This window comes from Burkholderia sp. Se-20378, from assembly GCF_017104665.1.
GTDB classification, from domain to species: domain Bacteria; phylum Pseudomonadota; class Gammaproteobacteria; order Burkholderiales; family Burkholderiaceae; genus Burkholderia; species Burkholderia lata.
In genome coordinates, this window is record NZ_JAAGPG010000232.1 from 1 (window position 1) to 12,573 (window position 12,573).

The following is a 12,573-nucleotide window of genomic DNA, read 5'->3' on the forward strand; positions in this document are numbered from 1 at the left end:
TGGGGGGCGAGGTGGCAAAGGACGAGATCGATCTGTGGGCGGATGCCAAGCCGGGGGACGTCGACGTTGACAGGGACGTCAGCGAGCTATTGGCCGACGACAGCCCCGGCGACGTAGAGGGCGACAACGACGACACCGTGCTGTCGGTCGAGCTCAAACCAGTCGACAGCGAGCTGATGCCGGTCGACGTCGATGTGGACAACGACGTGATCGAGCTATCGGCCGACGACAGCCCCGTCGACGTTGAGGTCGACAGCGAAGACACCGTGCTGTCAGCCGAGCTCAGGCCAGTCGACAGCGAGCTGATGCCTGTCGACGTTGACGTGGACAGCGAGCTGATCGAGCTATTGGCCGACGACAGACCCGTCGACGTCGAGGTCGACAGCGACGACACCGTGCTGTCAGTCGAGCTCAAACCAGTCGACAGCGAGCTGATGCCTGTCGACGTTGACGTGGACAACGACGTGATCGAGCTGTTGGCCGACGACAAGCCCGTCGAAGTCGACGTGGACAGCGAGCTGATCGAGCTATTCGCCGACGACAAGCCGGTCGAGGTCGACGTCGACAGCGAGCCGATCGAGCTGTTCGCCGACGAGAGACCAGTCGACGTCGAGGTGGACAGCGAAGTGATCGAGCTGTTGGCCGACGACAGGCCCGTCGACGTCGAGGTCGACAGCGACGACACCGTGCTGTCAGTCGAGCTCAAACCAGTCGACAGCGAGCTGATGCCGGTCGACGTCGACGTGGACAGCGACGTGATCGAGCTATTCGCCGATGACAGACCCGTCGAGGTTGAAGTCGACAGCGAAGACACCGTGCTGTCGGTCGAGCTCAGGCCAGTCGACAGCGAGCTAATACCTGTCGACATCGAGGTGGACAGCGAGCTGATCGAGCTATTCGCCGACGACAAGCCGGTCGAGGTCGACGTCGACAGTGAGCCGATCGAGCTGTTCGCCGACGAGAGACCGGTCGACGTCGAGGTGGACAGCGAAGTGATCGAGCTGTTGGCCGACGACAGGCCCGTCGAGGTTGAAGTCGACAGCGACGACACCGTGCTGTCAGTCGAGCTCAGGCCAGTCGACAGCGAGCTAATACCTGTCGACGTCGAGGTGGACAGCGAGCTGATCGAGCTATTCGCCGACGACAAGCCCGTCGACGTCGACGTGGACAGCGAGCCGATCGAGCTGTTCGCCGACGAGAGACCAGTCGACGTCGAGGTGGACAGCGACGTGATCGAGCTGTTGGCCGACGACAAGCCCGTCGACGTCGAGGTCGACAGCGAGCCGATCGAGCTGTTCGCCGACGACAAGCCCGTCGACGTCGAGGTCGACAGCGACGACACCGTGCTGTCAGTCGAGCTCAAACCAGTCGACAGCGAGCTGATGCCTGTCGACGTTGACGTGGACAACGACGAGATCGAGCTGTTAGCCGACGACAAGCCGGTCGAAGTCGACGTGGACAACGACGTGATCGAGCTATTGGCCGACGACAGGCCCGTCGAGGTTGAAGTCGACAGCGAAGACACCGTGCTGTCGGTCGAGCTCAGGCCAGTCGACAGCGAGCTAATACCTGTCGACGTCGAGGTGGACAGCGAGCTGATCGAGCTATTCGCCGACGACAGACCCGTCGACGTCGAGGTCGACAGCGACGACACCGTGCTGTCGGTCGAGCTCAAACCAGTCGACAGCGAGCTAATACCTGTCGACGTCGAGGTGGACAGCGAGCTGATCGAGCTATTCGCCGACGACAAGCCCGTCGAAGTCGACGTGGACAGCGAGCCGATCGAGCTGTTCGCCGACGAGAGACCGGTCGACGTCGAGGTGGACAGCGAAGTGATCGAGCTGTTGGCCGACGACAGGCCCGTCGACGTGGACGTGGACAGCGAGCTGATCGAGCTATTCGCCGACGACAGACCCGTCGACGTCGAGGTCGACAGCGACGACACCGTGCTGTCGGTCGAGCTCAAACCAGTCGACAGCGAGCTGATGCCTGTCGATGTTGACGTGGACAGCGACGAGATCGAGCTATTCGCCGACGACAGGCCGGTCGAAGTCGAGGTCGACAGCGAGCTGATCGAGCTGTTGGCAGACGACAGACCCGTCGACGTCGACGTGGACAGCGACGTGATCGAGCTGTTGGCCGACGACAAACCGGTCGACGTCGAGGTGGACAACGACGTAATCGAACTATTCGCCGACGACAGGCCCGTCGACGTCGATGTCGACAATGAGGTGATCGAGCTGGTGGCCGACGACAGGCCGGTCGAAGTGGACGTGGACAGCGAGGTAATCGAGCTATTCGCCGACGACAAGCCCGTCGACGTCGAGGTCGACAGCGACGACACCGTGCTGTCGGTCGAGCTCAGACCGGTGGACAGCGAGCTGATCGAGCTGTTCGCCGAGGACAGGCCAGTCGACGTCGACGTGGACAACGACGAGATTGAGCTATTCGCCGACGACAAGCCGGTAGACGTCGAGGTGGACAGCGAACTGATCGAGCTGTTTGCAGACGACAGGCCAGTCGACGTCGACGTGGACAACGACGAGATTGAGCTATTCGCCGACGACAAGCCGGTAGACGTCCAGGTCGACAGCGAACTGATCGAGCAGTTTGAAGACGACAGACCCGTAGACGTCGACGTGGACAACGGCGAGATTGAGCTATTGGCCGACGACAAGCCGGTCGACGTCGAGGTGGACAGCGAAGTGATCGAGCTGTTGGCCGACGACAGGCCCGTCGACGTCGACGTGGACAACGACGAGATCGAGCTATTCGCCGACGACAAGCCGGTCGAGGTCGAGGTCGACAGCGAGCTGATCGAGCTGTTGGCAGACGACAGACCCGTCGACGTCGACGTGGACAACGACGTCAATTGGGAAAAATTCACCGCATCCGTCGAATTCGTACCGGGCGCCAGATTCGTGATCTTATTGTTATTAAGCGATGTGACACCGTTCAGCAATATCCCGCTCGGGCCGTACAGCGTAATCGCCCCTACCGCATTGTTCGCGGTCTTGCCAATATACATGTAGGCGTCGGAACCCGCCGTACCAGCATTCGAGCTGGGGGCTTCCGTAAAAATCAACCCCGTTCCGCCGGATACGCAAGCACCTTCAGCGGTAGAAGCATTGTTATTCGTTACCCACGCGCCTGAACCGTAGCTACCAGCCGCAGTAGTCCCAGTGCCCGAACAACTGGTGATACCACCAGCCCATGCGAAGCCTGGCATGAATCCGGCCAGTACCAGCACCGCGAAAGAGACTGGCGTTATCACCATGCGTCGCGATCCGTCGCTGCCGCAAGCGCTCGCACTCCTTGCAGGCTTACCCCGCGCGCGTGTCAACTCGGACGCTGCCACCCACACACCCAGCGCATGATTCCAGATGCTTTTGTATATTTTATTCATGATAATTAGGTATCCGATATTACTTTTTAGAATTTGACGCCGCGGCCGATCATAGAATTGGCATGCTCAGCGTCACCGGCTCTCTTGGTTCGTGGGGTGAAGCGTCACCATCCATATTTCAGGTTTCGCCACACAATCTCGATTTTTTGACCCAGTGCTTTTTACACACTTACAAATCAGGAAAACTTATTAATTAGCACCGACTGGCTTCCTGCCGTTTCGTCATTGCCGTGTTCGATCTCGATCACGGTTGGACGCTCATAATCCTCCGCGAGCAGATCGCCAATGAAGCGGACGACGTTGAGGCCTTTGATGTTGTGCGTGCATGCGCGACACGAATCAATGCGTTCGCGCCGTGGCCTGGAGCGCCAGGAACAATGCGTCGGTAGTTCATCCGGTTCGATTTCTTGACGCAAGCCTCCCGAGAACTCGCTACGCTGAACCTACGACGATCCGCAAAAGCCGGCCTTGTGGAGATGGAGCCGGCGGATTGGGACGTCATGCACGGCCCGCTATAGCTTGTCGAGACTGATCTGCTCCGCGACAAATACCCGTTGGTCGCGTTCCTTGTGCGACAGCCTGTCGTGTTTGACCATAAAGCCCTCCCTGTTGAGCGCTACGCTCGGCTTATCGAAATGCCTCGACCGCAGCGGATCGAAGTCAGTTGAGAGGTGCTAGGCGATTCGCTCACGCGTCGACGTTTCGATCGAGGCCGTACACACGGCCACCGCGATCATCCCGCCCCTCAAAGCATGTGGCCCTCCCGCCTTGGTGGCGGATCTTGACCATCAGCCCAATCACACTGCGTTAGCGGCACATGCGGCCCAATAGCAAACTGACTCACCGCTCATGCCGAATTTCGCGACAACAGCTATCGGATGCAGCTTGTCGACCGTCAGCATCAACAGATGCCGCTACCCGAGCGCGTATCCCCTGATACAGGCGCTCGACAGCGTGACGGAGTCTGATGCCCGATTTCGCAAGCCACAGAAACGCTTCGGCACACAAAACACCCGATCTTCACCTCGATGCAAAGATCAAATGCGTCAATCCTCGCGCTCGAAATTGGATATCTCAAACTGCTTGCGATCTTTATCGCGAATCCAATCGGGCGCACGACCTACTCCTGACCACGTTGCTCCGCTGACGGGATCGAAATAACGGGGGCGCCGTTTGGTCGCACGACGCAGAATATCGACCGTAAAAATATCCTCGGGAGCGAAACCGAACTCGCGGACGCAATATCTGATCTCCAGCAGAATTGCCTCTGCAGCCGCTCGTCGCTCCTCGACAATCCGAGACTCCAGCTTCGCCCTTTTCTCCAGATACCGCCGATACGACTCCAGGTTGCGCATTTAGATAATCACATCTCGCCATTCTTGGAAATAGACCGTGATCGAGGCGGCAATCTATTAACAGCTCACCACTCGCCCGTCCATCGCTATTAGCCGCGGAATATTTCCAAATATTTCAACACCATCAACAGCGAATGACTCGCGCTCATTTCGTCACACGAACCACTCAGGCCACGGAATCACCTGAAAGGCAATCTCACCCGTTTCAGCAATCCACATGAAGCATGCTATATGGAGGACGAATTGCAATTGACAACATTTGTCACGAATCAATCACGCCCCAAAATTTATTCCGTTCATAAAAGTTGACAAAAAAACAGCCAAAAAATGCCACTCTATTTCGCAAATCAATCATGCCATCCAGGCACACGACGCCCAGGCATATTGTTTCAATTTACTTTCAATTAAATCCGACCGCGAAAGCACCCCATGCACGAGGGCATTCCCGGATTTAAACAACACGATAAAAATGGTGCCAATGAAGATTCTTGCCGTTGACGACGAGCCAGCACAGGCGGCGTTCATTAGCGATTCCCTGATCGCAGAAGGGTTCGACGTCCGAGGCGCTACCCGGGGTGCGGAAGCCATACGCCTCCTGGAAACCGACACCTTCAATCTGGTTGTGCTCGACTGGAACCTGCCGGATATTTCCGGGCTGGAAGTCCTCGCCTGGATTCGTGCGCGAGTGGGCAGAGATCTCCCCGTATTGTTCCTGACGAATCGCGTGCGCGAGGAGCAGCTCGTCATTGCGCTGGATGCAGGTGCCGACGACTATATGGTCAAGCCAGTCCGTCGCCATGAACTGATCGCAAGAGTCCGTGCACTCCTGCGGCGGGCCTATCCGGGGAACTCAACGCCAACATCGATCAACATTGGTCGTTATCGTCTGGACCTCGTGACCGAAACCGTATTCTTGAGCGATGAGCCGATCAAACTGACATCGAGAGAATTCAACGTCGCGGTCGCGCTGTTTCAAAACTGTGGCCGCGCCATGCCGAGAGAAGCATTGATCAAGTCGATCTGGGGCCGCCATAGCGACCACATTTCCCGAACGCTCGATACGCATATCTATCGTGTGCGATCGAAGTTGCGAATCGGACCCGAAAACGGTGTTCGACTGCGCGCTGTCTACAATCACGGCTATCGGCTGGAGGTGCTCGACCCCAACCACCCGCACGATGCGGAATAGCGGCTGCCGGTCATCCCGGCCGAAGACAGCCCTGTCGATCGAGGATCTGTCACGCTTCGTTCCTGCCGGTTGCCCACTGAGGGCTTGCAGTCAGGCAATGGCGTCACCCTGACCTCCGCGCAAACCATGCCCGGGTTGCACGATACGGCAGGCGATATCAGTGATCGACGTGCCATTGGCCATGGTTTCCATCTCTGCTGGTACCGCCAATTTCCAGGCGAGCGCCGTGACGCTCAGAATTCGATACAGGGAATGTTGCATTTTTCAACCTCACATCGGAGCGTCTTTCCGACATCGGTACGATCGTGACCGGCACGGAAGACTGCACGAACCGCCGTTACGGAGCCTGCTCGTGCGGCGGCCTGATGATCGACTTCGTCGAACCTTGAATCAGTCGGGACGCAAGTGGCATGAGCTCACCCTGTTTGGGGTGATCGGCAAGCCAGGCCACGCAGATAGCCAGCGCGATCGCGCTCCCCCACAATGTCAACAAAACACGCATCCTCACCTCACCTTCGCCGGTTTGGCCGTGGCCTGCGTGATCTTCGCCTGCGGTTTCGGTACCGTTTCGAGGACAACCACCAGCGTCACGACAAGTCCGCAGATCAGCAGACCGCACATCCCGAGCATTGCTTTATTCATTTCAGCGCCACCCCTGCATCGCTTGATCGAATGCACCGATCGATCCGCACGGGCGACCGTGCATGAACGTTCGAATCACACCCGGAAGCCTCGACGCGATTCAATCGCCCAATGACCGGCCACACAATGCGTGTTGGTGACGGTCGCATCGCCCTTGATACCGTCGATCTCAATGAATTTTTCCCTGTCATGACGAGGCGCATCGGTCGTGAGCTGTCCGCGAGTCTCGCCGGCAAACCGGGCCTTTCGTCGCCCCATGAACACATCTGCGGCGATATCAGTTGCTTCTCCGACGAGGTTCGTCGTTGATCTTCGGGGAAGAGGTCGGCTTCAATTTCTCACCATTTTATTAATCAGGAATGCATATCAATAGGCGAACAATCCGACTTCACCCAATACACCGAAGCATCATCAGATTGGAGCGGGCTATCGACGATTCACGCTTTTTCGGCGCCCCTCTACAACTGGGCGGCAGTCGCCCGATACGATCGCATGAAATGCCCGAAAGCCGTCGGCCGGAATGGCTCGGGAGACGGCTCCGCTTGCTCCATGGGTCGACTAGTCACGCCGATCCGCCCTCTCCGCCGACAAAGCCGCGGCATTGAACTCCAACTCGGACAGGACGCGCTCGATTACCTCGGTCCAGTTTCCGCGCGTGGTCTGGGTAAAGATTCGCATGCCGGGGTACCACGGACTATCGTCGCGATTACGCAACCAGCGCCAGCAGCCCGCATACCGGTTCAGTAACCACACGCGCTTCCCCATGGATGCGGCCAGATGAGCAACCGCGGTGTCAACGGAAATGACCAGATCCAGCGTCGATGAGGGCTGCGGTATCGGCAAAATCCCTCACCTCGTGCATCCAGTCGACGACACGTGGATACGTCTCGTGGGATAGCGCTTTCGACATGTCGTCCGCCTTCTGCAGACTGATCCAGTGCGCACCAGGCCACGCGAGCAATGGCGCCATCGTCTCCAGGTTGATGCTGCGCCGACGATCTTCGGCCGTGCCCGAATGCCCTCCCGCCCAGACGACCCCGATGCGCGGCAAGGTACCTGGCGCCAACGTTGCCGCTTTCGATGACCATTTTCGCGACCGTCGCCGATCGGCGTACAAATAAGGCAGGTCGGCGGGAATGGTGTCTACTCGCGTTCCGAAGGCCATCGGCAGCGACAGGAGCGGGCTATACCAGTCCCATCGAAGCGCGTTCAATGGCTTGGCTTCGAGCAGCGTCAGATTTGACCACCGAGAGCAAAGCGAATCGGCCAGCAACCGGTGTAGCGGTTTCGGGCACATGAATCCAACTTCCGTGAAATGTCCGAGCGCCATTTCGAGATATCGGCAGAATTGCAGCGTATCGCCAAAGCCCTGCTCGGCCAAAACGAGCAGGCGGTTTTCGCCTGGCGGCAGCCCTTGCCCCAGCCACCGACGGATCGCCATGGCAGGAGGCTTGATCCCTGGAGGCGAATCGCCCACTCGAATGGTTGCCCATCGGTGTTCGAAATATGGCCAGGCTTCCTCATAGTCCCCGGTGCAAAGCAATGCATATCCAAGATTGGCGTGAGCAACGAGATGGTTTGGATTCAACTTGATTGCTTGACGATACGCATTTATCGCCAGATCGATCTTTCCTGACTGGAAGAAAAAAACGCCCAAATTGCTGTGAGCATCCGCACGCGCTGGATATCGTTCGATCGTGCGTCGGCAATACTCCCCGGCCTCTTCCGGCTTGTCATCCAGCTCCAAGGCCGTAAACAGGTTATTCAGCAGCCTCGAAGTGTCCAGGTCCGGCTGATGATCTTCTGCAAATGCCAGACCAATTCGCGCACTTGCTGCCGCCTGCGAAAATGCCTTCAATCGGACTTGCGCCACGCTCAGGCTGTTGTAGAAGACTGCGTTGGGAGACGCGTCAATAGCCCTCTTGAACCAGTCCTCGGCCTCCTCAGCCCTATTCAACGACAAAGCGATCAGCCCTCTCAGATGCAGGACATCACCGCTTGACGGGTACTCCGTCAGAACTTCGTCGACGAGCTGAAGCGCGAGTTCAAGCTGGCCGGTGTTATAAGCGCCGATGGCCTTTTCATAGCACAACTGGATATCGTCGATACTCGATTCCATAGCAACCCCGATCAGCAACCCACGGTAATGAACGTTCCGCTGCGCGGTCCGGAATCGGGAATTGGATGCTGGATATCCACTATCGCCTCAATACCGATTTTCCAGCGATGCATGGGCGCGCGTCGGAAACCGCCTGTTTTCGGGGGGGGATCCTTCCAACGTCGATGTGTCGGCATGGAGATGCAAACAAACCTCGATTCATTACCGAACAAACAATATCCAGAGATCGGTCGTGGCCAAGCACCGTCCAAGGGAATCCCGCCCCTGCCCCCGCGATGAGAAAAAAAGCCAAGCGTGAGCTTGGCGCCAAATCCGAGGGGAAGTGCTCCGGTAACAGAGCAGTAACGATGGTACGCGCCCGCACACGGCGAGATTTGAACGATTGTCACATCCAGAAAAAGGGATCATTTGCGGCCTTCCGCAATCATCGCCATCGGCCTGCGAGAACCAGCCATTCAAATTCAAGCGACCATCGGCTCAACGACGGAAGCGTGCCTTGTCCGGAAGCCTCGCTTCAACAACAGGGTCCGTCCGAATCTGAACGAGCCTCGGCATCAACCGTCGGAACCCCGCACGAATACGACAAATAAACCCTTACAACGCAAACCCTCAGGAACGCTCACGAGCCCGGCCGGCGGGCTCGCCCGGTTCGCGAATTTCACCGGGCCTGTTTGCGCACCGGGAAAGCACGGAGTTCGTGCGGCCGGTGACATCGCATAATGAATCTCAATCGCGACGTCGATTCCGTCCACTGGAACGCGCCACCTGGCGCACGCCGGATGTCTCTGGCGCCGCTCCTCGCGGATCTATCGATCCGCGCCAAAGCATTCATTTTCATTACGCCGATATTTACGTTTTACCTCTCGGCTAAACACGTAGCACCTGCTGTCCGTAAGCCCTTGGATTACATTCAGTAATTTAGATGCGAATCATTCTCGTTTACATTGACTTTCCCATTTGACACTCCTACGATGCGCCGCGTTGCGTTCATCTTCATGCCCTGGCCAATCGGTGCCGAGCGTCCGGACAGCGACCGACAAGCAGGACTACACACTAATTAGAACCAGGGATTTGATATGAAGTTTGCGTCGTTCCAGGGAGACAGCGTCCGTGCCCGGATGCGCCCCGCCGCCTGCGCGGCCATTCTTGCGTGCGCATCGTTCGCGAGCGGCGCGGCGTTCGCCGACGTGCCGGTCGACGCACAGCCCGAAGCACCCGAGGCCGACCTCGCGATCCAGGCGAAGCCGACCAACATGTGGACCGGCATCTGGACCCGCCAGAACCTGCTCGGCGACATGGGCGGCATCCGCCCGTGGCTCGGCAAGTACGGCGCAACGCTGCAGATCACCGAAACCAGCGAATACCTCGCGAACCTGCGCGGCGGCCTGAACCGCGGCGGCGCCTACGACGGGCTGACGACCGCCACCTTGACGGTCGACACGCAAAAGGCGATCGGCCTGCCTGGCGGCACGTTCAACGTCAGCGCGCTGCAGATCCACGGCACCAACCTGAGTGCGCGGAACCTCGGCACGCTCAACACCGCGAGCGGCATCGAGGCGCAGGGCACGACGCGCCTGTGGGAGCTGTGGTACCAGCAGTCGTTCCTCGACAAGCGGGTCGACGTGAAGATCGGCCAGCAGAGCCTGGACCAGGAATTCATGGTCAGCACGTATGCGAACACGTTCATCAACACGATGTTCGGCTGGCCGGCGCTGCCGTCGTACGACCTGCCGAACGGCGGCCCCGCGTATCCGCTCGCGGGCCTCGGCGTGCGCGTGCGTGCGCAGATCACGCCGAAGCTCACCGCGCTCGCGGGCGTGTTCGACGGCGACCCGCTCGGCAACAACCCGAACAACCTCAGCGGCACCAACTTCAACCTGCACAACGGTGCGCTCTATATTGGCGAACTGCAGTACGCGCTGAACCAGCCGTCCGACGGCGAAATGGACACCGGCCGCTCGAACGGGCTGCCGGGCACCTACAAGATCGGCGTCTGGTATCACAACGGCCGCTTCGCGGACCAGAACGTGGGCACCGACGGGCTGTCTCTCTCGGATCCCGCGTCGAACGGCGACGCACAGCAGCGTCACGGCAACTACAGCTTCTACGCGGTGGCCGACCAGATGATCTGGCGCCCCGACCCGACCGGCCCGCGAAGCCTCGGCGTGTTCGCACGCGTGATGGGCGCGCCGGGCGACCGCAACCTGGTGAGCTTCTCCGCCAACGCGGGGATCGTGCTGAAGGCGCCGTTCGAAGGCCGCGACAACGACAGCGTCGGCCTCGGCGTCACGTACATCCAGGTCGGCAACCACGTGACCGACCTCGACCAGACCGCGCAGTCGTCCGCAACCGGCCCGTACGGCGTGCGTACCCGCGAGACGACGCTCGAAGCGACCTACCAGTACCAGGTCAACCCGTGGTGGATCGTCCAGGCCGATGCGCAGTACACGTTCAACGCCGGCGCCGGCCAGAACCCGAGCGACGCGACCCAGCCGCTGCGCAACACGTTCGTGATCGGCGCGCGTACGACGATCACGTTCTGAGCGGACGCGCCCACGCTGACCATTTTCGCGCGCCGCCCGGACGGCGCGCTCCCCAGGAGACCCACATGAATCCATCCGCCCCGCTTCGCCGCCTCGCGACGGGCGCACTGGCCGCCGCCGCACTGACGGCCGCCGCCGGCGCACTCGCCGAGCCGCAAGGCTTTCTCGAGACCGTGCATCGCCACACCACGCTCGTCAACACGGTGCCGGACAACGGTGACCAGAACCCGTACGCGATCGCGGTCGCGCCGGTGTCGGCCGGCACGATCCAGGCGGGCGACGTGCTCGTCGACAACTTCAACAACTCGGCGAACCTGCAAGGCACCGGCAGCACGATCGTCAACTACCGCCCGTCGACGAAGCAACTGAGCCTGTTCGCATCGATCCCGCGCGACCTGAAGGCGTGCCCGGGCGGCGTCGGCCTGTCGACGGCGATGACGATGCTGAGGTCAGGCTGGGTGATCGTCGGCAGCACGCCGAGCAACGACGGCACGACCAACACCAAGGGCGCCGGCTGCCTGATCGTGCTCGATCCGCAAGGCAAGATCGCGTCGACGTGGTCGACCCCGAACATCAACGACCCGTGGGGCAACATGGCCGTGGTCGACCGCGGCGACAGCGCGACGCTGTTCGTCAGCATGGCCGGCTTCGGCGTCGGCGGCGCGGACGGCAATCCGCCCGTCTACAAGCAGGCGACCGTGCTGCGTCTCGACCTCGACGTGCCGGCCGGCAAGCCGCCCGTGATCAAGCAGGAAACGGTCGTCGCGAGCGGCCTCGGCGCGCAGGCCGACAAGGGCGTGTTCCTGGTCGGCCCGACCGGCCTCGCGCTGTCCGGCGACCAGAAGAAGCTGTACGTGTCGGACGCGATCGGCAACCGCATCGTCGAAATCGACGACCCGCTCACGCGCGACACCAGCGCAGGCGTCGGCCGCCAGATCACCGCCGACGGCTTCCTGCGCCGCCCGCTCGCGCTCGCAACCGCGCCGAACGGCCACCTGCTCACGACCAACGGGCAGAACGGCCAGGTCGTCGAGATCGATCCGGTCGCCGGCAAGCAGATCTACGCGCGCTGGATCAATACCGACAAGGCGCAGTCGCCCCCCGGCAACGGCAACCTGTTCGGCATCGCAATGACGCCTGAAGGCGACGGCTTCTACTACGTCGCGGACGACGTCAACACGCTGTTGCTCGCGAAGTAAGGGAGCCGACCATGGCAGACGATTCCAACCAGCCACCCCGCCCCGCACGGCGTGGCTTCCTGAAGGCGGCCGACGCCTGCGCTGGTGTCGCGCGTGAGCGGGTCGTCGATTTCGACGATG

General features: G+C 60.2%; 9 protein-coding genes and 2 pseudogenes. 3 read left to right on the forward strand and 8 right to left on the reverse strand.

Annotated features, from left to right (window positions below; translation table 11 throughout):
- The 4 genes and pseudogenes from G3N93_RS22555 to G3N93_RS22565 form a co-directional block, all read right to left on the reverse strand.
- Nucleotides 1–3,277 (reverse strand): annotated as a pseudogene (locus G3N93_RS22555) (hypothetical protein); the annotation flags it as partial.
- A gap of 9 nt (nt 3,278–3,286) precedes the next feature.
- A pseudogene (locus tag G3N93_RS42500) lies at nt 3,287–3,406 on the reverse strand (ESPR domain-containing protein); the annotation flags it as partial.
- 176 nt (nt 3,407–3,582) lie between these two features.
- Complete coding sequence (locus G3N93_RS22560) at nt 3,583–3,822, reverse strand: hypothetical protein (protein ID WP_206133986.1); 240 nt, start codon at nt 3,820–3,822, stop codon at nt 3,583–3,585.
- Between the two features lie 630 nt (nt 3,823–4,452).
- Nucleotides 4,453–4,761, reverse strand: a complete 309-nt coding sequence (locus G3N93_RS22565) for an H-NS family nucleoid-associated regulatory protein (RefSeq protein WP_206133987.1) — start codon at nt 4,759–4,761, stop codon at nt 4,453–4,455.
- A 259-nt stretch (nt 4,762–5,020) separates the two neighbouring features.
- Between G3N93_RS22565 and G3N93_RS22570 the strand changes: the two genes are divergently transcribed.
- Entirely contained in the window at nt 5,021–5,950 is a 930-nt protein-coding gene (locus G3N93_RS22570; protein WP_241026658.1) for a response regulator transcription factor, read from the forward strand.
- A gap of 90 nt (nt 5,951–6,040) precedes the next feature.
- Here G3N93_RS22570 and G3N93_RS22575 read toward each other — a convergent pair whose 3' ends face one another.
- The 4 genes from G3N93_RS22575 to G3N93_RS22590 form a co-directional block, all read right to left on the reverse strand.
- The gene (locus G3N93_RS22575; RefSeq protein ID WP_174940738.1) at nt 6,041–6,211 is read right to left on the reverse strand and encodes a hypothetical protein; all 171 of its coding nucleotides are present in this window, start codon (nt 6,209–6,211) and stop codon (nt 6,041–6,043) included.
- 243 nt (nt 6,212–6,454) lie between these two features.
- Nucleotides 6,455–6,628 carry a hypothetical protein gene (locus G3N93_RS22580; RefSeq protein WP_206133988.1) on the reverse strand — a complete coding sequence of 58 codons (174 nt, stop codon included), beginning with the start codon at nt 6,626–6,628 and terminating at the stop codon, nt 6,455–6,457.
- Between the two features lie 39 nt (nt 6,629–6,667).
- Complete coding sequence (locus G3N93_RS22585; RefSeq protein ID WP_206133989.1) at nt 6,668–6,850, reverse strand: hypothetical protein; 183 nt, start codon at nt 6,848–6,850, stop codon at nt 6,668–6,670.
- 535 nt (nt 6,851–7,385) lie between these two features.
- Nucleotides 7,386–8,711, reverse strand: coding sequence for a tetratricopeptide repeat protein (locus tag G3N93_RS22590; protein WP_241026659.1), 1,326 nt, complete (start codon nt 8,709–8,711; stop codon nt 7,386–7,388).
- Nucleotides 8,712–9,787: 1,076 nt separating this feature from the next.
- On the opposite strand from G3N93_RS22590, the gene G3N93_RS22595 reads away from it, so the two are divergent.
- Both G3N93_RS22595 and G3N93_RS22600 read left to right on the forward strand, forming a co-directional pair.
- Nucleotides 9,788–11,254 (forward strand): carbohydrate porin, encoded by a 1,467-nt coding sequence (locus tag G3N93_RS22595; protein ID WP_206133990.1) that lies wholly within the window; start codon nt 9,788–9,790, stop codon nt 11,252–11,254.
- 65 nt (nt 11,255–11,319) lie between these two features.
- Complete coding sequence (locus G3N93_RS22600) at nt 11,320–12,453, forward strand: hypothetical protein (RefSeq protein ID WP_206133991.1); 1,134 nt, start codon at nt 11,320–11,322, stop codon at nt 12,451–12,453.
- The last annotated feature ends 120 nt before the right edge of the window (nt 12,454–12,573 follow it).

Excerpts from the sequence above, each read along its gene's own strand:
- G3N93_RS22585 (WP_206133989.1), bottom strand. The coding sequence starts at position 6,850 with ATGGGGCGACGAAAGGCCCGGTTTGCCGGCGAGACTCGCGGACAGCTC.
- G3N93_RS22565 (WP_206133987.1), bottom strand. The coding sequence starts at position 4,761 with ATGCGCAACCTGGAGTCGTATCGGCGGTATCTGGAGAAAAGGGCGAAG.
- G3N93_RS22600 (WP_206133991.1), top strand. The coding sequence starts at position 11,320 with ATGAATCCATCCGCCCCGCTTCGCCGCCTCGCGACGGGCGCACTGGCC.
- G3N93_RS22595 (WP_206133990.1), top strand. The coding sequence starts at position 9,788 with ATGAAGTTTGCGTCGTTCCAGGGAGACAGCGTCCGTGCCCGGATGCGC.
- G3N93_RS22590 (WP_241026659.1), bottom strand. The coding sequence starts at position 8,711 with ATGGAATCGAGTATCGACGATATCCAGTTGTGCTATGAAAAGGCCATC.
- G3N93_RS22575 (WP_174940738.1), bottom strand. The coding sequence starts at position 6,211 with ATGCAACATTCCCTGTATCGAATTCTGAGCGTCACGGCGCTCGCCTGG.